At 58.4% G+C, this 24902-nt stretch carries 14 protein-coding genes; 8 read left to right on the top strand and 6 right to left on the bottom strand.

Annotated features, from left to right (window positions below; all coding sequences use genetic code 11):
* Nucleotides 1-35 precede the first annotated feature (35 nt).
* On the top strand, nucleotides 36-635 hold the full coding sequence (locus tag AC6H1L_RS11610) for a hypothetical protein (protein WP_497597665.1): 600 nt from the start codon (nucleotides 36-38) through the stop codon (nucleotides 633-635).
* A gap of 184 nt (nucleotides 636-819) precedes the next feature.
* Nucleotides 820-1851 (top strand): NAD(P)H-dependent glycerol-3-phosphate dehydrogenase, encoded by a 1032-nt coding sequence (locus tag AC6H1L_RS11605; RefSeq protein WP_497597664.1) that lies wholly within the window; start codon nucleotides 820-822, stop codon nucleotides 1849-1851.
* Between the two features lie 188 nt (nucleotides 1852-2039).
* On the opposite strand, the gene rpoD is transcribed toward AC6H1L_RS11605, so the two are convergent.
* The 3 genes from rpoD to AC6H1L_RS11590 form a co-directional block, all read right to left on the bottom strand.
* Complete coding sequence (rpoD, locus tag AC6H1L_RS11600) at nucleotides 2040-3269, bottom strand: RNA polymerase sigma factor RpoD (protein WP_497597663.1); 1230 nt, start codon at nucleotides 3267-3269, stop codon at nucleotides 2040-2042.
* A 192-nt stretch (nucleotides 3270-3461) separates the two neighbouring features.
* Nucleotides 3462-5633 carry a DNA primase gene (gene dnaG, locus AC6H1L_RS11595; RefSeq protein WP_497597662.1) on the bottom strand — a complete coding sequence of 724 codons (2172 nt, stop codon included), beginning with the start codon at nucleotides 5631-5633 and terminating at the stop codon, nucleotides 3462-3464.
* A 1805-nt stretch (nucleotides 5634-7438) separates the two neighbouring features.
* Nucleotides 7439-9874 carry an amylo-alpha-1,6-glucosidase gene (locus AC6H1L_RS11590; RefSeq protein WP_497597661.1) on the bottom strand — a complete coding sequence of 812 codons (2436 nt, stop codon included), beginning with the start codon at nucleotides 9872-9874 and terminating at the stop codon, nucleotides 7439-7441.
* 456 nt (nucleotides 9875-10330) lie between these two features.
* On the opposite strand from AC6H1L_RS11590, the gene AC6H1L_RS11585 reads away from it, so the two are divergent.
* The 4 genes from AC6H1L_RS11585 (at nucleotide 10331) to AC6H1L_RS11570 (ending at nucleotide 14180) form a co-directional block, all read left to right on the top strand.
* A complete protein-coding gene (locus AC6H1L_RS11585; RefSeq protein WP_497597660.1) occupies nucleotides 10331-11239 on the top strand; it encodes an ABC transporter substrate-binding protein in 909 nt (302 codons plus the stop codon).
* Nucleotides 11240-11628: 389 nt separating this feature from the next.
* Nucleotides 11629-12420: an amino acid ABC transporter permease gene (locus AC6H1L_RS11580; RefSeq protein WP_497597659.1), complete on the top strand. Its 792-nt coding sequence runs from the start codon at nucleotides 11629-11631 to the stop codon at nucleotides 12418-12420.
* A gap of 163 nt (nucleotides 12421-12583) precedes the next feature.
* A complete protein-coding gene (gene ehuA, locus AC6H1L_RS11575) occupies nucleotides 12584-13342 on the top strand; it encodes an ectoine/hydroxyectoine ABC transporter ATP-binding protein EhuA (RefSeq protein WP_497601539.1) in 759 nt (252 codons plus the stop codon).
* Between the two features lie 37 nt (nucleotides 13343-13379).
* A complete protein-coding gene (locus tag AC6H1L_RS11570) occupies nucleotides 13380-14180 on the top strand; it encodes an iron-sulfur cluster-binding protein (protein WP_497597658.1) in 801 nt (266 codons plus the stop codon).
* 234 nt (nucleotides 14181-14414) lie between these two features.
* Here AC6H1L_RS11570 and AC6H1L_RS11565 read toward each other — a convergent pair whose 3' ends face one another.
* Nucleotides 14415-15071, bottom strand: coding sequence for an HD-GYP domain-containing protein (locus AC6H1L_RS11565; RefSeq protein WP_497597657.1), 657 nt, complete (start codon nucleotides 15069-15071; stop codon nucleotides 14415-14417).
* A 399-nt stretch (nucleotides 15072-15470) separates the two neighbouring features.
* Between AC6H1L_RS11565 and AC6H1L_RS11560 the strand changes: the two genes are divergently transcribed.
* Together AC6H1L_RS11560 and AC6H1L_RS11555 are read left to right on the top strand one after the other, a co-directional pair.
* Complete coding sequence (locus AC6H1L_RS11560) at nucleotides 15471-16889, top strand: metallophosphoesterase family protein (RefSeq protein WP_497597656.1); 1419 nt, start codon at nucleotides 15471-15473, stop codon at nucleotides 16887-16889.
* Between the two features lie 217 nt (nucleotides 16890-17106).
* Nucleotides 17107-20895, top strand: a complete 3789-nt coding sequence (locus AC6H1L_RS11555) for an AAA family ATPase (protein ID WP_497597655.1) — start codon at nucleotides 17107-17109, stop codon at nucleotides 20893-20895.
* A gap of 196 nt (nucleotides 20896-21091) precedes the next feature.
* Here AC6H1L_RS11555 and miaA read toward each other — a convergent pair whose 3' ends face one another.
* Both miaA and AC6H1L_RS11545 read right to left on the bottom strand, forming a co-directional pair.
* Nucleotides 21092-22075 carry a tRNA (adenosine(37)-N6)-dimethylallyltransferase MiaA gene (gene miaA / locus AC6H1L_RS11550; RefSeq protein ID WP_497597654.1) on the bottom strand — a complete coding sequence of 328 codons (984 nt, stop codon included), beginning with the start codon at nucleotides 22073-22075 and terminating at the stop codon, nucleotides 21092-21094.
* Nucleotides 22076-22139: 64 nt separating this feature from the next.
* Complete coding sequence (locus tag AC6H1L_RS11545) at nucleotides 22140-24449, bottom strand: serine/threonine protein kinase (RefSeq protein ID WP_497597653.1); 2310 nt, start codon at nucleotides 24447-24449, stop codon at nucleotides 22140-22142.
* Nucleotides 24450-24902 lie beyond the last annotated feature (453 nt).

The following is a 24902-nucleotide window of genomic DNA, read 5'->3' as shown; positions in this document are numbered from 1 at the left end:
GTCGGTTCTACTCCCAGGAAGGAAGCTGACCGGCCATGCCTCTCACTCGTCTGCTGCTGATCGGCGCTAGCTCCTCTAAATGCATTAACGGCGAAAAAGGGGATAAAGTCTTTGTCGCTCCTAAAAACCAGAAGGCTAAGGCTCGCCTTGGCCATCTAGATGATCCCTACGCCGGCGAAGTCATTCTCTGTTTTCAACTCGACGACGGCAGCGCACAGGCGCGCGAGCTATTGCGGAGCCTGGGCCTCAACGAGCACGATCGGCGCTGCGATGGCGTCATCTTCTACAGCCGGGACGGCTCCCCGGAACGCACTATTTGTCTGGTTGAGCTGAAACATAGTCGCGTCGAGGAGGCCGCTACCCAACTGATTCGTACTCGCCGTTGCATCGAAGATCTCTTATCCAAAGAATGTGGAGGAGAGTCCGGCAGAAAGTATCTGCAGCGTCTGCAATGGAAAGCCTGCCTCTATCGACACGGCGCCTCGCCGGACGAAACCAGTAAGGCGCTTAAGGAGCTGCGCAAATACTTCAAATACTATCATTCATGTGATCATCAGTCCGCTGACATAGGGCCTTTCCTACGAGGAGAAAGCGAGCAGCGCGAGTCAGAGGGCCGTGCAGGCAAGAAGCGCTAGGCAACGGGCCGCGGGAGTAGTCTGAGGCTGCAGCGGCAGAGGGAGCGGTGGGAAAGGGTGGGGAGCAAGCTCTCTCAGCAAGTGCACGAGGTTGACCGTCCCCTCCCCTGTGCTACAATGAGAGGCAGCGCATAGCCCTTCAGCAAGTGAGCCTACGGGCAACCGAGCATAGGAGAGGAGGACAATGGCATCCGTTGCAGTCATTGGCAGTGGTGCCTGGGGAACCACGCTGGCGCTTTTGCTGGCCAACAAGGGTATCGACACAGTCCTCTGGGAGCACCGACCCGAGCGGGCCGCCGAAATGGCGCGTCTGCGTGAAAATAGACTGTTTCTGCCCGGCTTTCCCTTTCCCGAGCATTTAGGAGTCACTGCTGACCTGGAAGAAGCCGTTCGCCGCCGAGAAGTGGTCATTCTGGTCACGCCCTCACAGCGCATGCGTGAAAACGCGCGCCAACTCGCTCCCTATCTTGAGCGCGGCGCAATTGTAGTGAGCGCCAGCAAAGGGATCGAACTTGCCACGCTCCAGCGCATGTCAGAAGTGCTGGCCGAAGAATTGCCCGAGGCGCGTGAACGCCTTGCCGCGCTCAGTGGCCCCAACCTCGCGCGCGAGGTTGCTGAGGGAAAACCAACCGCCGCCGTGGTGGCTGCTCAAGATGAAGCCATCGCCGTCTACTTGCGCACCCTGCTGAGTACAGCGCGCTATCGGGTTTACACGACCCAGGATATCATCGGTATTGAGCTAGGTGGGGCATTGAAGAACATCATTGCGATAGGGGCCGGCATCAATGACGGCATGGGTTATGGGGAAAATGCGCGTGCAGCCTTTATTACAAGGGGACTGGCCGAAATCACGCGACTCGGCACCGCTGCCGGGGCCCATCCGCTGACCTTCGCAGGCCTGGCAGGCTTAGGTGACCTGGTAGCCACCTGCTCGAGCTCCCTGAGTCGCAATCACCAGCTTGGCCGCCGTCTGGCGGCGGGCGAAAAGTTGAGCGATATCCTTGCCTCCATGCACAGCGTTGCTGAAGGAGTCTATACAACTCGCGCTGCCCTCCAGCTTGCAGAGCGCTACGGCGTCGAAATGCCCATTACCCAGCAACTGGCCCTTGTCCTGTTTGAAGGCTACGACCCCTACAAAGCTGTCCTGGAGCTGATGATGCGCGATCCCAAGGGGGAGATGGAAGGCCTGATCGAGGGCAGCATCTATGTGAGCTAAGACAAGCAAGATGAAGAAGACCAGAGCCAGCTCAGCCAAGCTGGTTTGGCCCAGCTAGCGCAGCGCCCAGCGCTCACGGCGCCAGCCCCGCCGACTATGGACGATCGGATCGCCTCTGACCTCGCCCCGGCTCCGGCCAAAAAAGTAGGGGCGCGTTTGACGCGCCCCATAGCTACCTTGGGAAAAAGCTAGTCAAGGTAATCCTTGAGCTTACGACTGCGGCTGGGATGGCGCAGCTTGCGCAAAGCCTTGGCCTCGATCTGACGGATGCGCTCGCGAGTCACATGGAACTCCTTGCCCACCTCTTCGAGGGTACGGCTCCGACCATCGTCGAGGCCGAAGCGCAACTGAAGCACCTTGCGCTCACGCTCGGTCAGGCTAGCAAGCACATCCTCAACTTGCTCCTTCAGGAGCTGATGGCTGGCCGCATCAGCGGGAGCAAGGGCGGTATGATCCTCAATAAAGTCACCCAGGTGACTATCTTCCTCTTCGCCGATCGGCGTCTCCAGGCTCACTGGCTCCTGACTGACCTTGATAATCTCGCGCACCTTCTCGGGGCTGATATCCATTTGCTCGGCGATCTCCTCCGAGGTTGGCTCACGCCCGAGATCTTGCAGCAGACGGCGGCTAATGCGAATCAGCCGGTTAATCGTCTCGACCATGTGAACCGGGATACGGATAGTACGCGCCTGATCGGCAATAGCGCGGGTAATGGCCTGGCGAATCCACCAGGTGGCATAAGTGCTGAACTTGTAGCCCTTGGTGTAGTCGAACTTCTCGACGGCACGAATCAGGCCAATGTTGCCCTCCTGGATCAGGTCCAGCAGGCTCATGCCCCGGCCAATGTACTTTTTGGCAACGCTCACCACCAGGCGCAGGTTAGCCTCAGTCAGGCGTCGCTGAGCCTCCTCGCCTTCCTCGATAATGCGCCGATTCGGGTTAGGCTTGGCGGCTTCAGCCTTGCCCCGCTCCATCAGCCGCGCCAGGCGGACCTCCTCCTCAGCGGTCAGCAGAGGAACCCGACCGATCTCGCGCAAGTACATGCGCACCGGATCGTCGAGGCTGTTTTCAAGGTCGGCGACCACGATGCCGAGGCCATCCTGGAGGTCATCCCACTTGGCGCCCGTCATCGCCTCTACGTCGACCTCGTCCTCCGGTCCAGGCTCCCAGTCTGCCGGTGGCTCCTTGGTATCCAGGGCATCCATGGTTTCTTCGTCCTGTAGCTTGGAGAACAGGTCATATGACTCACCGTCATCGGCAGCCGTCACAAGGCTACCGCCGGTGGTAGCACGCAGACCAAGTGAATCGATATCTTCAAAGACACGGTGCGAGTCTTCGAGGAGCATATCTGCCTCGAAAGGCTCATATACATCGCTCAATTGTTCAGTATGCACCTCTTCATTCCGCGATCTCGTCATGACATCCTGCTTCTGATTCACCATTCTGGCTCCCCCTTCAGAAAACGGGTCCGCAATGAATAACGAATAAGGAGACTGACCCTGCTCTCTGAAAATAAAGAGTAAGATAATAGCGCTATATTATCCTGATCATTGCCACCCACGACCCACGCCACTTTGCATCACCCATATAACACCTGGGCTTGAGGGTTTTCATCCCTGCAGATTCGTCCTCAAGTGAATCTCGCGGATCTGCCGGTGGATTTCCTGTAGCTGGCGCTCCAGCTCACGCACCGCGGCTAGATCTCCAGCTTCGCGGGCCTCTTGGATCAAATAGCGCAGCTCAGTATTGAGCTGCATAAGCCGCATGCGCTTCAACCTGGTAGCGCACTGGGTGGCTGCTTTGATCAGTCCTGCTCCATCGAGCGGAGAGGCTGCCTCGACGCGCCTTTGCGCTCGGGCCGCTGTTTCCAGCAACGCGGAAGGCAACAGTTGCTCTAAGGGTTGATGGAAAGAGGAAGAGCCACGTTGATAAACAGAGTTGAGAAAGTGGTACAACTCCCGCGTGTCCGTCCCGATAAAGTCACCATCGTTTATTATACCACAAACATGTTGACTTAAACCAGGATGTTGGAGGAGTAGCCCGATTAGGTAGTCTTCCCATTCTACTCTATCCAACTTCCCTCTGTCAAGCTCTGGACCTCTGCCGCCGGGGCCAGCACTCGTTGCAGATGCGGCCACGACGTCGGCATCCGTTCCGGCTCTGGCCTCTTCCCCCTCCACCGCCGTAGATGAGAGCGAAGATGGGATCTCCCTTCCCTCCTTCTCGCTGGAGCCCGTGCTGATGCGAGCCAGTGTAGACAGAGAGCGCAGCGGCGCTCCGGGTAGCTGGCGCTCCTGCCTCTGTCTTCGCCTACTCTTTTCCATCCCCCCGCGGCCTGGTTCGGCGGGTACGATGATTTCAGCTACCCCCTGGTGTTTGCCACGCAGGCTACGCTGCAATTCATTATACAGGGTCTGTTCATCGACATGGATCATCCTTGCCAGTTTCCGCACATAGGCGTCGCGCTTGACGCGGTCGCTGATCAGGGCAATGATAGGAAGCAAGCGGCGTGCCGCGAGCGCCTGATCGCGGGGTTGGCGCAGATCGAGGTCCGCCGTCTTCGCTACAAAGTAATAATCGACCAGAGGTAACGGATGCGCTAGAGCCTGCTCCCACTGGGCCGGGTTCTGGCGGATCACCTCGTCGGGGTCCTGACCGGCAGGCAACAGGAGAACATCAATCTCGGCATCTACCTCCTCCTCTAGACGAATGATGGCCCGGGGCCCGGGTCCCTTGGGTCCCGGGCCGCGACGATCCTGAGACGGTGCCGGCAAAGGTACGGGTACGATTGTGCGCTCTAGCGAGCGCAGCGCTTCCTGAATCCCGTGTTCAGTGGCGGCCATGCCGGCGGCATCGGGATCTAAGGCCAGGGTTATGCGCCGTGTGAGCTTTTTGAGCTGCTGAATGTGCTTTTCGGTAATCGCGCTGCCAATGCAGGCCACCGTTTGCCGGGTCCCGTACTGGTGGGCCATGATGGCGTCAAGATACCCTTCTACGATGATCACCTGATTCGCCTGCTTGATAGCATCTTTCGCACGATCAATAGCATAGAGCACGCTATTTTTCTCAAAGAGCAGCGTTTGCGGCGTATTCAGGTACTTAGGCTGGCCATCGCCTAGTGTACGACCGCCGAAGCCGATTACTTGGCCTCGCAGGTCTCGGATCGGGAAGATAATGCGGTTCCTGAAATAGTCATAGAGGCCTTGGCCGTCTTCCGGTTCACGGGCCAGACCTCCCCTGATCAATTCTTGCTCGCTATAGCCTTGCGCGAGCAGATAGCGACAGAGTGCATCCCGACTGTCGGGAGCATAGCCTAAGCCAAAGGCGATGACCGTCTCTGCTGTGAGACCACGGCTTTGGAGGTAGGCCCGCGCCTGGGCAGCTTCGCGCAGACGCAGCAGGGCCTGATGAAACCAGAGCTGAGCATCTTCGTTCAGTTGACGCAGCCGCTCGCGCTGAGCAGCTAGCTCGCGTTGCTGAGCTGCATCATAGCCGGACTGTTCTTCTAGAGAGACACCGGCCTTCTCCGCCAGGTAGCGCAGCGCCTCTGGAAAATCAAGGTTCTGCGTCTTCTGCACAAACGTAAAGATATCGCCGCTTTCGTGGCAGCCAAAGCAATGCCAGTGCTGCGACTCAGGAAAGACGTAAAAGGACGGCGTGCGCTCGTTGTGAAAAGGACAGAGAGCCTTGAAAGCCCGGCCCGTTTTCTGTAGCTTCACGACCTGGCTGACTTCATCTACCAGGTCAAGGCGCGCTTTGATTGTCTCAATGATTGAAGACATTGGCCGCCCTCGGTCGTCGATGGCGCTGCTGTTGGCTATAGCGCTCAGACTTTCGCCCCGGAAAGACGTCGGTAACGCTGAATCCTGATCCGCTGGGGCAGGCGAGGCCTTTGCCTGCCCGCGGCAGCTAATTGCTCACCCAAAAAAGGGCAACGAACGGGTGCTGCAGCAGGTAGGCATCGCGCTGAGAGAGGAAAAACGTGGCCACGCTTGCTTTGACCTCATAGCCGCTTCAGCCCGCCTCTATCCCGGCTCTGCTGCCCTCTCTGCCACTCCCTAGAGATATAACGAGCTAGTGCCGGGAAAGTCGCGCTCTTGGAGACGAGAGATGGACCGGCAGCGGTCGCTGCCACCTGTTGAGCCAGGGCGGAGCCGGTCAGATAGCAGGATAGCAAGCAGGGTGGACCGTGACGGGAGAGTCGGTCAGGAGTGCGTGGCCGGAGGTAGCAGCGTTGGTCACACAGCCGCTCTTCCGGGGTCGGTCAAGCCTGATGCAGCTGCTCCTTTCCGCCGCAATGTTTGACCTCCCTCGCCAGGCAGAGGATCGCTATGCCCGCAGCAAGTTATCCACATTTCCACACCCCCTACTACTATTATATCCATCTCTCTTTTAGAAATGGATGTGGGTAGCAGTAGTAATAGGGCCTGTGGAAATGTGGATAACTCGGGCCTGCAGCCACCGATATTCTGGGCAGGCTTATCGGCTAAAGTGGCTCTGGAAGCGGCGCGACGCGTTACTTGACATGGATGTTATTTGCCTGAGAAACGCCGCTCGCTCTGTGCAAAAGCGGTGGAAAACCTGGGGATAAGTGACAAGCAGGCTGTGGAAGAGAGAGAAGAGCGCGCAGGGGCTGTGGATAAGTTTTCCACAGGCAGCGTGGAAAAGTCGAGGGAAAAGACTGTTGCTCCGGTCATCTAAGTATCGCTGGCGTTACTTTGCCGACAGGCAGGCGATATTGTAACTAGTGGAATAGGTCTGCTCTTGTGGAAAGTGTGGAAAAGTTATCCACAGAATCTGTGGAAAAGTAGAGAGAAGGATGTCCTGACATGTTAGGTCACAGTGACCTATGTGGATAACTTATCCACAGCTTCTGTGGATAACAGGGGTGCTGCTGCTATTTATTCAATCTCTCCCCCTGCCTGTGTATAAATGCTGAGGATACCTCTACTCCTGCTGTGGAAGATTCTAGCATTGGTGATTTTTGCTCTTCGCCTGCTATCCTGTTTCTCTATCTAAGATGGCAAGCAGACGATAGAGCGGGCTTTTGAATACCGCCAGCCTGTGTGGAAAGTGTGGAAAAGTTATCCACAGAATCTGTGGAAAAGTAGAGAGAAGGATGTCCTGACATGTTAGGTCACAGTGACCTATGTGGATAACTTTTTCCACAATATCGGTGGATAAGTGCCTGTCCTCTTGTCCGAATATGTCTGACTTCTCAGGCGCAACTTGACATTTTATGGGGAGGCTGTGGATAACTTGTGGAAAAGTTATCCACAGCGCGGTAGTTCCGCTGGCGGATCAGCAGAATTACTGCCAGCCTGTGTGGAAAGTGTGGAAAAGTTATCCACAGAATCTGTGGAAAAGTGGAGAGAAGGATGTCCTGACATGTTAGGTCACAGTGACCTATGTGGATAACTTTTCCACAATATCGGTGGATAACTATGAAAATACCGCCTGCTTTGTGGAGAAGTGATCAGCGCGAGCAACCCTTATCGACAGGTTATCCACATTGCCTGTGGATAACCTGTCTGGAATGTGTATAAAACTATCTGCAGGGAACTGTGAAAATGGTGGAACGCTCTGCTTACACCGAGAGAGCGGGGGCCAGGTGTCCAGCTCCAGTCTGGGCTAAATAGCTATAGATCCGCAGTAGTTCCGCAATGCCGCTGGCGCAGGCCGCCTGATAGCCGGCGCGGTGAGGTGGGTCGCCATCGAAGACGCCGCTGACCATGCCGAGCGTATTCTGAGCCAGCTCATGGAGGAACGGCTCCAAAGCGCGCAGGCCCTGGCGCCAGATATACTCTTGGCCGAGGGGAGTAACCTTGTCCTGGCCTGCTGAGCTTATGCCTCGGGGACCATCGAGCTTGAGCAAAGCCTCGATGTAGGGGCCGATCAGCCATGTCCAGACGCTGCCTTGATGAAGAGCCTGCTGCTGCTCTTCACTGCTCTGGCCCAGCCGTCCGCGATAGGCTGGATCGTGGGGAGCCAGCGTACGCAAGCCATAGGGGGTCAATAAATGGCGCGTCACCTGCTCTAGCACCTCATGGCGGTAAGCTGGGGCGAGCGCGGTATGGCGCAAGGAGAGGGCCAGGAGCTGGTTAGGGCGCAAGCCGGGATCATGGCCAGCGGGACCGTCGATCACATCATAGAGATAGTGGCCCTCGGCGTACCAGAAGCGCTGGAAGCCCTCCTCACAGCGTCGACGCAGCTCCTGAAAGCGGCCACTCAAATAGGTATCCCCACCGCGTCCGCGCACTAACGCCGACCACTCCTCCATAAGTGCCAGAGCATGATACCAGAGAGCGTTGACCTCGACTGGCTTGCCTGTGCGCGGGGTGACCGGGCAACCATTGACATAGGCATTCATCCATGTCAGGGCCTGGTTAGAGCTGGTGCTGCGCAGCAAGCCGTCGCTCGGATCGACCTGAATCCCATGCAGGGTCCCTTCCAGATACCAGAGCAGACTTTCTGCCAGGCGCTGGTAAAGTTCGGCGATCAGCTCTTCATCGCCACTGAAGCGAGAATAGTGATCGAGGGCGTAAAGATACCAGAGCGTGGCATCCGCATTGCGATAGTCTGCCTCACTCAGGCTCTGCCCCGCGCGCGGCAGGTGGTCTGGCAACAGGCCCTGCTTGAAGCAGCGTGCCAATCCTCGAAGGAGTCGGCGACATTCTTCGAAACGTCCGGTAGCCAGTGCCAGCCCGGGCAGAGCGATCAACGCATCGCGCGTGTACTCCTCCAGTCCGTAGAACGTCGAGAGGATCGAGAAGCGCTCTGCCTCCTGACCTCCTGGCAGGACAGCATACGATCCGTGGCCCACACTTGCCAGGCGCGCTGGCCGCTGACGTATCATAAAGCGATCTCCTGCCTGCACGAGCAGGCGTAGAAACTCCTCGCTCTCTCGTTGAGGATTGGTCGTACCAGTCAGCGGCAGCACCTGCAGCCGATAAGAGGTTTCCCCTCCTTCGCCAAAGTAACGCTGGGGCTGGAGCAGGGCACGCCGCTGCTCGACGCTCCGCCGGTAAGCCAGCGCCAGATAGCTGGGAGTCAGTGTCAACAGGGCCGGGTCCTCGGCCGTGGCCACAATGGTGAGAGTTGCCTCCTCGCCTGGCCAAAGGCGCGCGCGGAAAACGCCAGGTAAATAAAGGTCATCGACAGCGGGCCGTCCGGCATCGCGGTCAACACGCCGTAGAAAATGCCAGTACCATACCCCTGTAGGAATAAAAAGAGGGTGGCTTTCAGGATGGCCGACAATAAATAAATGATATGGCTGGGCGCCCTGATAGGCCCGGATGGTACAGCCCGTCACACCGCGCGGCAGCAAGAGGTGTTCCCCTGACCACGGAGGCGAGGCCGCTCCTGCTAGCTGCTCGCTGCTGTGATGTACCTCTACTTGAAAGTGCCAGTCATTATGGCCGGCCTGGGGGCAATCGAAGGGACGATAGGCAGAGAATGGCAGCAAGGTAAGCTCCAACATGTGCTGATCCAACGCGCGATAGCGCAGATATGTGCGCTGGTAAGAGGGCGGACTGGTCAGGCCTGAGACCGAGGCGGCGGCGCGCATACCCTCTCCCTCTTGCCCGACGGCGCGCTCATAACTGCGCGATAGGCGGTACTGGATGCAAGTCGTATGCTGGCCTGGAATCATCCAGATCCGCTTCTCCAACATCACCCCATCGAGGCCACCGATACGGTAGAGAAAAACAGGAAAGCCTTCCTCCAGGCGAAAGGCCTCCAGGTGGACAAAGCCGGCGGGACTCAGCGTGCCATCGCGGTACTCGTTCGTTCCAAGATAATAGGTGCGTTGATCGAAAACCGCCTCCTCATCGATCTTGGCTAGCAATAGCTGAGGAGGGGCCTGCTGCTCAATGGGGACAACCAGCAAGCCATGCTGCAGGCGCGTCAGCACTCCGGCGACGGTGCCGGCGGCGTAACCTCCCAACCCATTCGTAATGAGCCACTCGCGCGCAATGGTCTCGTTCAGATCACAACAGATACTGCGGTCAAATGTAATGGGCATCGTGGACCCTCCAGGCCCTCTTCAATGATAGGCGGCTCTCCCCGCTGGACATCATGCTCTGCCTGTACGTTGTGCCTCTCAGCACCCCTTATTTAGTGTAGCATAACAAGCGCCAAGAAGCAGCGTTTTTCACGCTGTCCTCCCTACAATGTGAATGGATTGTTCTTCTGGCGTTGCACAAATGAGCCTCGGGTGAAAATCTTCCCAGCTGGGGCGTATATAACAATGCAGTCAGTCTCGGTGCACCGCCCCGAGCAAGCGAGTGCTGGGCATTTTCCCTGTGCAGGCCTTGACTTTTGTGCTATACAACAGTTATAGCCTCCTACCTTGTATTATGTCGACGGACGTCCAGGCCTACGATCAAAGCGGGAACTTGTCAATAACAGTCGAGCTATGCTACACTGCGCATATCCTTTGCACCCCATGTCGTTCTGTTAACCCGAGGAGGTGTCTGCCATGCTATCCTCTCCAGTCCACAGCGCAGGAGGTCGGCGCTTTCTGCCCAGCCGCAGTAGCATTCTGCTGGGCATGCTACTCTGCTTGGCCCTGATCCTGGCCGCCTGCGGTGGCTCTTCAGCGCCCTCGAGCGGCGGGGGCAATGCTACAAGCAATAAATACGGCCTGATTACACCGGGCGTCCTGACGGTCGGTAGCGATACAACCTATCCACCCCAAGAGTTCATTGATCCAGCCACCAACCAGCCTAAAGGCTTCGACATCGATCTGATTACAGAGATCGCCAGACGCTTAGGGCTGCAGACGCGCATTGTTACGGACGGCTTCGATACTATCTTCGATGATCTCGCTGCGCATCGCTTTGACCTGGTGATCTCCGCTGTGACGATCAACCCTGATCGACAGAAAAAGTTTGAGTTCATCCCCTACTTTAATGCCGGTGAGTCGCTTCTTGTCGAAAAAGGCAACCCGTTGCACATCACGAGCGTTGATCAGCTCTGTGGGCAAAACGTCGGGGTCCAGACAGGTACTGTGGAGCAGACTGACCTGCAGACGGCCTCGGAGAACTGTACTAAGGCCGGTAAGCCTCCCATTCATCTGACGGTGCTCAACGACCAGACGGAGGTTGTCCAGTTGCTGGCAAATCACCGCGTGGTGGCTACCTATCAGGATTCGCCGGTCACCGACTACTATTTGAAGCAGAATCCGGGCAAGTTCGAAGTGGGCGGTTCGGTCGTCAATGCTGCTCCCGAGGGAATTATGTTCCGCAAAGGGGATACAGCCCTTTACAATGCTGTCAAGAGTGCCTTTGACGCTATGCGCTCAGACGGCACCTACAAGCAGCTCATTGATAAGTGGGGGCTGACCAGTGGTGCCATCTCGTTGGTGGAGCGGCGTACTCTCCTCTAGCTTCACTGGCAGACTGCTCATGCTATAATACCTCAGCTTTGTCGGCCTTCTTCGGCTCGTTGTAACCCGTTGCTATGACTTACTGATTCGCGGCGAAGAAAGGCTGATGGCCAGCGCAGAGCGAGTAGAGCCTACCACTGACCGCTCTGGAGCCGATAGCTCCTGCTCTCTCGGCTAAGACAAGAGAGGACCAGGTCCTCCCGCCTCTTGTTGCTGAAGTAAGCCCTCATAGGAGGAAGAAAATCGGACCCAGGATAACGCTGTAGTGCATGCAGCCGGACCAAGCAGCCAGGAGCGTGTGCTCACTCAGCGATCAGTTGGCTCTGCTCTCTGCTCTGCGCACAGCGCTGGCCTCTTGCCAGATCCAACGACCCAAGGAGATCCCCGCCATGTTTGATTGGGATGCCGTCGGGAAATTCATCGTCTCGCCTTTTTTCCTCCAGGCTGCCTGGACCACGCTTTGGCTCTCGGTCGTCGCTCAGCTCGCCGGCGTGATCCTTGGCCTGTTCCTGGCCCTCATGCGCATGTCGCGCTTTAAGGTGCTCTCTCTTCCTGTGCAAGCCTACGTCTGGTTCTTCCGCGGTAGTCCGTTGCTCGTTCAGGTACTTTTGCTTTGGGATGGGCTTCCCAAGCTCGTCCCTGGCCTGCTCTTCAGCCAGATCGCCTGTATATTGATCGCCTTCTCTTTAAATGAGGCGGCCTATATGTCGGAGATCATCCGTGCGGGCATCAGCTCAGTTGATCCGGGGCAAATGGAGGCGGCCCGTGCTCTCGGCATGCGCTATTGGCTGGCCATGCGCCGCATTATTCTGCCGCAGGCGGCGCGGGTGATTATCCCTCCCCTGGGCAACGAATTCAACAACATGCTCAAGACCACCTCAATTGCATCGGTCATTGGACTCGAAGAGCTGACCGGCACTGCTAAGATCCTCGGGGCGCCAAGCTTCTCGATTTTTGAGTTGCTGATCGTGGCCACCGTTTACTATCTGCTGCTAACTACCTTGTGGGACTACTTCCAGCGCTGGATCGAGCGTCGGCTGGACCCAGAGCACGCCTCCAAGCGCGGACAGTCGGGGCGCTGGCAATCTCAAAAGAGCTGGGCGCAGCGGGTCTTGGGTTTTGGCAATCCGCCTGCAGAGCCGGGTGAGCTGATCGCTGGCGGGCGTGGAGGTGCGCGCTAGGAGAGGCATGCTCTTGCCTGCTCTTGCACGCTCTAGCTAGCTAGCTAGAAAGGAGGCCCTTCTAATGACACAGCTACAGGGCAACAATTTGTCTCATGAAGGTGATCAGGCGCAACCTCTGCCAACACTTCCCTCCGCGGTTAACGGAGAGGCAGAAAGAGAAATGGTGCGCATCGAGCAAGTCGTGAAACGTTTCGGTGACCTGCTCGTCCTCAACAATATCAATATGACGGTGAAGCGTGGGCAGGTGGTGGTCATTATTGGCCCTAGTGGCTCCGGCAAGACAACCTTGCTGCGCTGCATCAATCATCTTGAGAAGATCGACGGCGGTCGTATCTATGTTGATGGCCAGCTCGTGGGCTACCGCCTGGTCAAGGGGCGGCTGGTTGAGGCGAAGGAGGCCGAGATCGCCAGAATGCGCGCCCAGATCGGCTTTGTCTTTCAACGCTTCAATCTCTTTGCCCATATGACGGCCTTGGAGAATATTATTGAGGCACCTATCCATGTGCTAGGCCTGCCACGTGACGAAGCCGTCGCCCAGGCGATGGAGCTGCTGCGAAAGGTCGGCTTAGAGGACAAGGCTCACGCCTATCCTCATAAGCTCTCAGGCGGCCAACAGCAGCGGGTGGCGATTGCGCGGGCCCTGGCCATGCGTCCCAAGCTGATGCTCTTCGACGAAGCAACATCGGCCCTTGATCCCGAGCTTGTAGGAGAGGTTCTAAAGGTCATGCGTCAGTTAGCAGAGGAGGGCATGACAATGGTGGTCGTCACTCACGAGATGGGCTTTGCTCGCGATGTGGCCGATCATGTGGTCTTTATGGATCGGGGTATCATTGTGGAAGAAGGCCCGCCTGAGCAAATTTTCGATGATCCGCAGAACGAGCGTACGCGTAACTTCTTGGGCCTCATTGCTGCAGATTAGGCGCGATCAGACGAGGTAAGCTGAAAAGCGAGGCAGTATGCGTCTTTACCGGGCAAGGCTTCTGGAGAACAGGCAACTGCGACAGGGTGTGCACCTGTTAGAGCTAGATGCGCCAGGATTGGCGCAGGCTGTGCGGCCAGGTCAATATTGCATGGTGCGCTGTGCCGACGAGGCCTCATTTGATCCGCTCCTGCGCCGCCCCTTCTTTATTCATAGCGTAGAGGGTGGGCACTGCCGTATTTTGCTGCAGGTGCGGGGGCGCGGTACACGCTGGTTAGCGAGACAGCCGGTGGGGGAAGAGCTGGATTTGCTGGGTCCAATGGGACAGGGCTGGCGCGTGCCGGCGAGAGCGAGCACGCTGCTCTTGGTTGCTGAGGGCTTTGGCGTGGTCACTCTGGCGCTCTTGGCCCAACGCGCTAGTGAGCAGGGACTGGCGGTCACGCTTGTTCAGCAGGTGGCACAGGCGCACGAGGGCTATCCGCCTGCGCTGCTGCCAGCGGAGGTGGAGTATCATCTAGTGACCAGTGCCGGTGGCGCGCATGAGGGGAAGGACTCAAGCGGAGAAATGGGTCAGCCGGGAACGCTCTTAACACTGCTGGGGAACTATCTGAGTTGGGCGGATGTGGTCTGCCTGGGCGTTTCACGTGAAACGGCGCTTCAGCTCTATCAGCGCTTCGAACGTCTGCGCTGGCCAGGCTTTGCACAAGTGGCCGTGCTCCAACCCCTGGTCTGTGGTACTGGCACCTGTCTGGCTTGTGCTCTCGAAACTGCACATGGCCTGCGCCTCGTCTGCCAGGATGGACCAACCTTTGACCTCCGGGACATTGCCCGAGGCTAAGTACGGAGCCTGACCACACTATCCTTCTCCTGACCAGCGGGCCGGCATCGAGCCGGCCAGCCAGTCCTTCAATTCAATTATAACAGAATAATAGGCATATCAACCTGTCCAGCCTCGTCCCCGAGGCAAGAGAGCACATTTCACCTCTCCAGGCCAGAGCGACCAGACTGAACCAGGCGACCAGGCGACACCTCCCGTCTGCAGAGCCAGCAGAACGAGCAGGCCCACCAAGCATCACGGCAACTGCAGCAGGGTAATCTCTGCCAGTTGGTCCAGTTCCGCTGGTTGACAGGGGAGAAGGAAATTCGGCGTCGTATCCAGCAGCTCCAGAAAAGCCAGGACTACCGCCGGGTCAAAGCTGGTTCCAGCATCGCGGCCAATGCATTCGCGAGCCATCTCCGAGGAATATGGCTGCTTGTAAGGACGCCGCGAGGTCAGCACATCGTAGACATCGGCCACAGTCAGAATGCGCGCACTGAGAGGAATAGCCTCGCCGCGCAGCCCTGAAGGATAGCCCTGCCCATCCCAGCGCTCATGATGATACAAGACCGTCTCAACGTAGAACGGGTCCACATCGCACCCGATTAGAATGCGCGCCCCAATCACTGGATGGCGCTGCATCTTACGCCGCTCCTCTGCAGAGAGGGCCGCGGACTTGTGCAAGATCTCATTGGCGATCCAGGTTTTCCCCAGATCATGTACTAGCGCTGCCAGAGCCAGATCACGGGCCTGACCGTGCTCCCAGCCCAGCTTACTCGCCAGCCGATAGGCATAGACAGCAACACGGCGCGAATGCTCGTAGGTTACAAGATCGCGCTCCTTAATGCTTCTGGCAAAGGCGAGCAGGATTTCCCGGCTCTCCTCGCCATCCTTTAAGGTTTTGACTGCCACCACTCTGCTCTGCTCCCTCTAAGCCCACGATGAATGACAGTAAAGACGATGAGTGCAAGACGATGAATCATATAATATAGTAATGTTTTCACTTGCTGTCTGCCCAAGCTCTTGTTTTCAGGCAGTACTTTTGTGTTACTCGTCCTTTATTTTGCTCTTCCTGAAGACCTCGCATGGCTGCCCATGCCGGAGCGCCAGGCCCGTCAGCTCCCCCGCTCTTGCGGAACACTGGCTGCTTGCTCATCCCCCAAATGGTCCCTCTTTCCGGGCCGCCTGTTTTTTAATCGTCATAATTTATGATAGACTCCTCTTACCATCCATTCTATGTGCAGGAAAGATCACTGCAACCTGTCGCACGACAGTAAGATCGTCTCTCAGTTCAGTTGGAAGTAGCTTGCGATGACAGAAGAACTTGTGGAGGAGGGTTCAGGAAAGGCTCTGAACCCTGAGCAGCAGGCGAGTGAGGAGCAGGATGCAGCGTCACGCCCGCGGGATGTGATTACAGTTGTTTTAACAGCAGATAACCATCTGGGCGCTGCCGCTGGCCAACCGATGCGCCGACGCGAGGAGCGAGCGCGTCAACTACGACATGCTTTTCAACAAGCAGTTGATTTTGCCATTGGCCAGGGCGTGGACCTGTTCGTCCAGGCTGGCGACCTCTTCGATACGTTAAACCCGGCTGAGCATGAGCGTAGCTTTGTGGCTGAGCGCCTGGTCCAACTCCGTCAGGCGGGTGTACGCACCTTTATGGTTGGTGGGCTGCGCGATACGCCCCCGTTGGGTCGCGCCCTTGCGGAGGGGGCGCTGCCAGCGCCTCAATTAAGCTTTGCGCGCCTCGGCGCCCTCCATTATTTTGAACCGCTCTCGCTTCCTCCCCGTCCGTCTGTGCCGCTGGCTGCGGGCGTCGGTCTGGGAGGTGGGCAGCCTCTGGTTGAGTTGACTCCAGCCCTCTGTGAGATTGACGGGCTGCGGGTCGGCCTCTGTGGTCTGAGCGTACGCGCCGGCCAGGAGGGTGATCCTCTGGCCTGCGTTCGTCCCGCTGCTGAATTTGAGCGCGCTCAGATCCGTATTTTGATCCTCCACGCTCCTATCGAGGGCCTGAGTGATGAGCCGGCCTCTGTCGAAACCCAGGCCCTGGTGAGTCGCTCTACGTTGGCACGGCAAACCGCTTTCCAGTATATCCTGGCCGGTTATCATCATGCTTTTCAGCATTTGCGCCTCGGCCAGTGCGAGCTGATCGTCGCTGGCCCGACCCAACATATTGATTTCAATGACCCCGCCGATAGCGAACCAGGCTTTGTCTTTCTCGGCCTGGCCAGCGATGGTGTCCGTTGGTGTAAACATATCGCTGTCGAAACGGTGCGCCTGCGCCGTTTGATTGTACCGACTAGCGATCTCTGGCCTGCCTCGCCGGCAGAGGCACGCAGCGGGGAAACCGGGGCCGCCAGCTCTCCTACGGCGGTAATTCTGGAGCGCCTGCGCCCTCTTTGTAATCAACAGACGATGGTTCAGCTGAAACTGGAGGGCGAGCTGACGCGCCAACAATATCATCAGCTCGACCTGAACCAGATCCGCCGTTACGGCGAACAGTCTGCCTTCTCGCTGGCTATCGATGATACTGCCTTGACGTTGCTGCCCGACGACCATGAGGCTGCCGTTGCCGCCGGCCCTGCTGAGGCTGCTGAGCGCTTCTCTCCTCGCGAGGAACTGGCTGCTTTGGCCGACGAGTGGATCGCTGCCGCCTCTGATGAACAGGAGAAAAAAGCTCTCTTAGTGACAAAAGAAGTGCTGTTGAATGCTCTAGATGAAATTCATTAGCGCGGATCGCTCTGGGCGCCCGCCCTGGTGCCGCCCGGGCGGTGCGCTCGCTGGTCGGTGATTCTATCTGGCTGAGCTGAGCTATGTAAAGGAGATGTGGTAGCGTAAGGGCGGATCGCGGCGAGCATGCTGGCCTCTCTCCTCTCTCTTGCTTGAAGAGGGACCAGCGGAGAGCGCTCGCATCTCCCGAGAGGAGTGTGAACGGAGTGAAGCAGCAATGATTATTCTAAAACACTTGACGGTCGAGCGTTTCAGGCTCTTGCGCGACATAGATCTGCACTTTCCCCAGCGCGGAAGTATCCTGATCCAGGGGCCGAACGAGGCTGGTAAGTCAACCCTCTTTGAGTGTATCTACTTTGCTCTCTTTGGCGAGCCACTCACTACAAATCGGGAGAAACGGGCGCTGGACGACCTGATTATGTACGGAGAGTCCGAGGCCACGGTTAAGCTGACTCTCTCCGTCGGCGCCACTGAGTTGACTGTCACGCGCACGATTGAGCGTGGCAATGGTCAGCGTGTCTCACTCCTGGTGCGCCGCCTGGGGATGCCTGAGAGTGAGCCAATTACTCAGCTACGCGCCGCTAATGAGCGCATCATTGCCGAGTTGGGCCGCCTTGATGGCGAGACATTGCGCAACTCGTGCTTGATCGAACAGAAGGGACTCCAACGGCTTGAGCAGATCAGTGGTCGCGAACGGGAGGTCGCTCTGCGCCGCCTGCTGGGCCTGGAGAAGCTAACGCGCCTGGCTGAGCAGTTTCGTTTAACGCCCGAAGATGAGGAGCAGCTCCGTGAGTGCTCTGCTCGCCTGCGCCTGGCCGAGCTGCAAGCGCGTATTCCTGAGCTTAGTGCCAAGCTGGGTCAGGTCGAAGAGGCCCTGGACGCAGTCACAGTGAATGAACATCTGGCGGAGATCGAGCAGCAGGAAGCGGAGATCGCCGAACAGGAGCGCAATCTGGCTGCCATCCAGCAGAAGCGCTCTGAGTTGAAGAGCCGCCAGGCGCGTGTACAGCAGCTCAAGAAGGCTGAAGCTATCCTGGCTGAGCTGATTACCGCTTACGATGAGATGGCTGAGGCCCGGCGCGAGCTACCCGAGCTGGATCGCCAAATCGCTGATCTGGAGCTTCGCGAGCGTGAGGAGCTTCCCGCTCTAGAAAAGCGTGTGCGCGAGCTAGAGGATCTCTCTCGCTCTTTCGGTACGCTGGAGCGCATGGCGACCGACCTGCTGGCCACCGTGAGCACGATTAAGGAACTGGAGCAGGAGGTCCAGGAGCGCACGACCTTTGAGGAGAATCTTGAGCAGTTGGAGGCGCAGATCAGTCGCGCCCAGGCCCGTCTTGAGCAGGCCCGCCTGACGCGTAGCGAGCTGGAGGAGCGTCGCCGGGCCGGACGCCCATCGCTGGAGGAGCGATTGCGCCGTCTACGCCATCTGGCTTCCCGCTTAGAGGCGTTGCGTCAGGCTGAGGAGCGCTATGCCCAGCGCCTGGCGGCACGTGAGCAGGCTGAGCAGCTAGAGAATCGCATTGAGGAGATGCGCCGTCGGCTGCGAGAGGCCGAACAGGAGCAGGCGCGTTGCGAGCAGGAGATGCGCCAGGCCGAACAGCGGGTCACCACCTATGAGGAACGCTGGCGCCGTCAGAAGCTGGCTCGCCAGCTTGAGGAATGGCTGCGCCTGCGCGACAAACTGCGTGGCGTGACGGAGGCTGAACGGCAGGTCCGGGCCGCTTATCAACAGCATGAGCGCTGTCACCAGGAGGCTGCCGCTGCTCTCAGTGTGGCGCGCCGCTTGTTCGCTTTTCTGGTTATAGCTGTAGTCGCCTTCGTGATCATGGCATCCGTGAGCTTCTGGTGGGCCTTGTCGCAGCTTCTGATCCCGGCTGTGATTGGCATTGTGCTGGCGGCTGCCTCTGTTGCTGCTTTCATCGTTCTCTTTATCCGCTACAGTCGAGCGCGCGTCTCTGTCCAGCAGGCCTTACAGCGTGAGCAGGATGCTCTTAATCATGTACGGGCAATGGTAGCGGCCCGTGAGGCCGCGGCACGTGCCAATGGCGGTCAGGAGGCTCTGGCTCGTGTTGAAGAGGAGATTCGGGCGCTTGGGGCCGAGGTGCCGGCTTCTCCCGATGAAGCGCGTCGCCTGATCGAGCAGGCCCAGGCTGAGCGCTCCTCTAGTAATGAGCAGCAGGCTCTTGCTGAGGCTCGTGAGCAACTGGCCACTTTGCGGGCGCAGGTGGCTCAGGCAAGCGAGGCCCTGGCTGCTCTGCGCAAGCAGGTGAGCGATCTGGAAGAGGAGGCGCGCTCTAAAGGTTGGGATGATATTCATAGCAAGCTCCGCAGCGACCTGGTGGCCGTGGAGCAGGCTCGCCATGAGCTGGCCACTCTGATGGGGCAGGAGGGCCTCCCGATTCCGACTTTTGAAGCCAATGTCTTTAATTCGCCCGCCAGGCATGCTGAGCTAAAGGCCATCATTGATGAGGCTCTGAAGACCGCAGAGCTGGAGATCGCTGCGCTCGATGGCAAGATTGATGCTATTGCTGAGCTGCAGGAACAAATCAAGGTCTGTGAACAGGAGCTGGAGAGCCTCCAGGCCCGCAAACAGGTCTTGCTTGGACGCCTTGAGCGCTTTCAGACGAGCGATCCTCTCCAGCAGTTGGCCCGCGCGCGCGAGCAGCAGGCTGCTCTCAGAGAGGCTTTGCAGCAGCTAACAGATTCTTTGCGCCAGCGTGTCAAGCCTCTCGGTCTGCAGTTCGGCCAGGCTCAGGTTAGCAGTGCAGAAAGCGCGGCTCGCCGTGAGCTGGAGGCGCTCCATATTACCCTCGGGCGCCGCATCGAGTTACAGGGACGCCGCGAGCATTACGCTGCGCTCCTGAAAGAGCGTCAGCAGTCCCTCTCAGGCTACTACCAGCAACTCGCGAAGTTTAGCACAGTCCTCGGCAGTTGGATTATTCCGCCTAATCCCTTCGCCGAGACGCTCAATGGGCTGCGCGCCCGCTGTCAGCAAGAGTTGCAAGCGGCCAGTGAGGAAAGCATCCTCCAGGAGCTGGAGCAGTTGCAGGTACAGGAAGGTGCCTCGCGCGCTAAGATCGAGCTGTGCCGGCAGGAGATCGAAGAGATCCAGGAGCGGATTCGGGCGCTGCTGGATCTGCGTGGCCGCCCCGCTCCCCAGGGCTATCAGCGTGAGGAGATTGTGGCGGTCTGGCCTCTCGTCGGTGAGTATGGGGTCGGCGACCGCCAGCGCTTGGAGGAGGAGCGTGCCCGTCTGGAGCAGGAGCTGCAGCAGCATGAGCAGGAGGAGCTGGAGCTGAGCCAGCAGCTCGGCACGGGCGGCGAGCAGCTTGATTTGGAGCAGGCTCGCAGGCGCATGGAGCAGCAAGAGCGCACCTATCAGACGAAGAAGCGGGGTAGCATGCTGATTGCCGCGGTCATTGAGCGCCTGATGCGCAAGATGATTCCGCGCACCGAGTACTATATGCAGCAAATCTTGCCCCTCTTGACCAGCGGTCGCTATCACGATGTGCAACTGATCACGGAACCGGAGGAGGGCAGCGCTAGCGGTGGACCTCTGCGCTGGCGCGTCTGGGACTCGGCGGCAGGCGAATATATCCCGCGAGAAGCGCTTTCGAGTGGTGCGGCAGATCAAATTTCGTTCGCTCTGCGTTTGGCCTTTGCGATCGCTGCTCTGCCACGCGAGCTAAGCGCGGCCCCGGGCTTTTTGCTCCTCGATGAGCCTCTCAGCTCCTTCGATCAGCGGCGAGCACAGGCAGTGGTCGAGGTGGTCACCGGTGAGATGCTCGGGCAACACTTCGAGCAGATCTTCTTTATCTCGCATAGCAGCGCTTTCGATCCCGCGCAGTTCCCCTACTATCTCTTGATCGATGGGGGGCAAGTGGTCGAGAGCAATCTGCCTGTGGTGACGCCTCCTGGCTCTCTCAACGGCAACGGCTCTGGCAGCCGCCCTTCGCCCGAGGAAGGGCCAGAGGCTAGCTCTGAAGCAACCTCCGTAGTGGCTTAGCCTGACAGATTGCCTAACTGCCTGCCTGACGCCTGCTTGATCCGGGTCTCCGATGCCTTCGCGTGGCGGCCTTCAGCTCCCGAGGAAGCTCGCCATATGACCAGCTCTTGGCAGGCTGGGCAAGCAGCAGGTAACAAATAGCGCGGAGCCTGCTCGGCCAGGAGCAGGCTCCGTCAATGGGGCTGGCCAGACCGCGTTAACTGCCTGTCTCCATGCTCTCTGGAGACCTCTGGTCGCCTTTATCAGGTGAGCGCGGAGCCTGCTCGGCTACAGAGCAGGCCCCGCTCCTCTTCTCTCCAAGAAAACGCGCCACCTCACTGGCGGCTCGCTCCAGATCGGGACCTTCCAGCCAGATAATGCGCCGATCGCGTCGGAACCAGCTCAATTGACGGCGGGCGAAATCATGAATCGCATGTTTCAGATGTTCGGCCATTACGGTCTCGCTCTCATATTCTCCCCGCAGCCAGCGGCTGATAAAGCGATATTCCAGTCCCAGAGCCTCAAGGCGCTCATGGCTGATACCCTGAGCCAGCAAGCGACGCACTTCATCGACCATACCCTGACGGAGGCGCTCGTCAACGCGCTGATCGATGCGGCGGTACAGCTCCGCACGCGGCCAATGGATGCCGAGTAGCAGGCTCTCATAGAGAGGGGCAGGCGCTCCCTGCTGCTCAGAGAAAGGGCGGCCCGTCAGGAGGCAGACCTCCAGAGCGCGAATCACCCGCCGCGGATTGTGCCGGTCGATGCGGGCCGCGGTCCGCGGATCGCGGCGCTCTAGCTCGGCAACCAGCTCTGCCAGTGGACGCTGTTCAAGCTGACGACGCAGCTCCATGTCGGGCGGTACCTGGGGCACCTGCAGATTGTCAACGACCAGTTGAATATAGTGGGGGGAACCGCCGACGAGCAAAGGCAGTTTGCCACGGCTCAGGATAGCCTCGATGGCTGTCAGCGCCTCCTCACGAAAGCGAGCAGCGCTGTACACTTCGCTGGGATCAGCGACATCAAGCAGATGGTGAGGAATCAGGGCCCGCTCCTCCGGCGTGACCTTAGCGGTGCCGATGTCTAGGCCTCGATAGACCTGACGCGAGTCGGCTGAGACAATCTCTCCATTGAAGCGCTGCGCGAGTTGAATGCCAAGGGCGCTCTTACCCGAGGCTGTGGGACCCAGTACTACAATCACTTTGCCCTTTCTCTGCGGCTGTGCCGGCTCTACAGCTCTCATCACTGCTCTTACTCACCTGCAGCTACGGATGCCCAATCAGTCGATCAACACGGAAGATAAGGGCCAGGGCCACAGCCGCCCCGGCAGCCACAGCCAGAGGTGTCAGCAGACTCAGGCTTGTTCCCAGAGCCAGACTTAGGCCCAGGCTAACACCAACGATCATGATCAGGGCCAGAGTCGGCAGACGGAAGCGCTTCATCGCCCAGCTCGTCCCGGCCAGCAAACGACTGCTGATAGTCTGGCTACTGCCCAGAGCACCAGCCAAAGCAGCCAGAACGAGCAAGGTCAGGGCATGGAATGGGGGCGCACCATCCTGGAAAAAGCTATGCCAGGAGGGTTCCAGAATACCAAGAGCTGCCAGGGTGACGACCAATCCCGTACAGAAACGGTTCAACAGGGCCGGGCGCTGCCAACCATGATCGGTATTCAGCAGCAAGGCCCCCAGTGGTGCCAGCGGTAGCATAGCCAGCAATATCGGCAGAAAAGCAGGATCAGGAGGAAGAGGAGTACGTGAGAAAAAAGGTAGCTGTGAAAATAGCTCATAGAACAGAGAAGGCATGAGCAAAGCAGCAGCAAAGACCTGTAGCCAATAAAGCCGACGCCGCTCGGCAGGGGAGGCGCGCAATGGGTCCCAACCACCCGGCTGACCATATTTCGCCTTATAAGCCTCATCCTGGGGATTAATATAGGGTGGCAAAGCGGCGGCCACCGAGCCAGAGCGTTGGCCGGGAGGAAGTAAGCGCTGACCGGCCCCAGCGCCAACGCTGCCAGAGACCTGACCGCTCCCTGCTCTGGTTCCGCTGATCGTCACAGGGCCGGGTGCGGTATAGTCCATGACCTCCACCTCTACTTTCACCTCCACCGGCTTCCCTGCTGTCTCGCCTTGAGGTGTAATCACAATGGTACCACTATAGCGCTGCGAGCCTGCCAGACGACTGCTATCGACCCGAACGCGCACCAGGGTGCTCATCCCATCAAAATGGGTCTGATCAACGATAATCCACGGCTCCACAGGCTGGATCGTGCCCTGGACGACTGACCCCTGATTCCCCGTAATGGTGAGCAGCATAGGGGCAGAGAGGCCCGGATAGACCTGGCCAAAATTAATCGTAGCTGGACGCACGATCATCAGGGAGGCCTTGCGAGGACGTGCAGGCGACCGCCCGCGCGTCGCCTCAGCAGTTGCAGAGACCGTCGCGCTGGCCAGCTTCTGGGGCTTCGTGCGCAGATGGGCGTCAGGTCCCATGATCAGCTGAATCAGCCGTTCAACACCAAGCTCAGGATCACCGGTCGTCGCTCGTAAACGGCGCACCTTGCGCGCTAAATCGCTCTCGCCGATCTCCTCTAGCCATGATTCGATCTCTCCGTTAAACAGGTAGTCAGCCCCCTCCTCGGGAAAGCGAGCGCACAGCTCTGCTAGCTCTTCAGGCGTCGTAGCCTCCTGCCCGTTCTCGAAAGGCAGCGTTCCCACCCGGAAGAGGGCGCGCCGAAAAACGGCAACGCTGGGGTAGCGATCGTTGGGATCGAGCGAGGCCGCTTTCTCTAAGGCCCGAGCCACGGTCGGCGAGATCGCCGGATTCAATGTGCGGGCGTCAGGTAATCCAAAGCCTTTCTCTGGCAGCGAGCCTGTCAAGAGCTGAAACAGCGTCACTGCCAGCGAATAAATGTCTGAACGCTGATCCGTTTGGGCGCTGCCATACTGCTCTGGAGGAGCAAAACCAGGAGTACCCAGCAGCTGCGTGTCCTGCGAGGAAGAACGCCGTACCAGCCGCGCGATACCAAAGTCGATCAATTTGATGCGCCCATCGCGACGCAGCATAATATTGCCGGGCTTCAGATCGCGGAAAATCACCGGCGGCTGCTGACTATGCAGATACTCCAGCACGTCGCAGAGCTGACGAGCCCAGCCCAACACACGCCGTTCAGGAAACGGCCCGCCATTCTCCTCTAGCAACTCCTCCAGCGTTTTTCCATCGATATACTCCATCACCAGAAAATGGCGTTCACCCTCGCTGAAGAAGTCAGTAAAGGCGGGCAAGTTAGGATGGCTGAGGCGCGACAAGATCGTAGCCTCCGCCAGAAAGTTCTCTAGAGCCTTCCCCTGCTCGCTAGGTGGCACAGAAGAGAGGCTCATCTCCTTCACTGCACAGATTTCGCCCCGCTTCGTGTCGCGCGCCTGGTACACTGCTCCCATGCCACCCTGACCGATCACGCGCAGGATAATATAGCGCTTGTGGAGCAGGGTATTGCGTCCCAGGCGTCCCGTCTGGGCATTTCCCTGACCGTTCTGTGAACTGATGGGACCGATGGCGAACCCCCTGTCTCTCCTCACACAGACATCAAAGCTCCGTGGTCCACCGCTGGCGCCAGACCGGCTCAGGCTCGCCGCCCTTTTGTTTGCTCCTGCCAGCCCGGCCAAGCCAGGCAGAGGACCTGCAGCGCCTTCGTAGCGTAGCTCTCGTGCATTCCAGTATAGCATACCATTTATGGGAGATACTACCTATGCTGGATGCTATTGATACAAGTAAATTCGCGCTGCATGGTACAATCAGCTTAGACCCTCTCAGACATCCGACCGCCATTCCTGGCGTAGGAAGAGAGCAAGACTCTGGATGCCTGTTCAACTTTATCATACTTTAGAGCGGTGAAACCTGCTCAAAAAGTATAAGCTGAGAAGATCGATCAAGGTCAGGCGAGGACCAACGAGGCAAGTACAAGTAAGTATAAGGGCCGGCCTGACTCAGCGACGCGAGAATCTGCAGTGAGGCACGGTGGAGACGTGGCA

The organism is Thermogemmatispora argillosa, assembly GCF_059696725.1.
The sequence above is the reverse complement of the archived record's forward strand: the minus strand, read 5'-3'. Positions and strand labels throughout refer to the sequence as shown.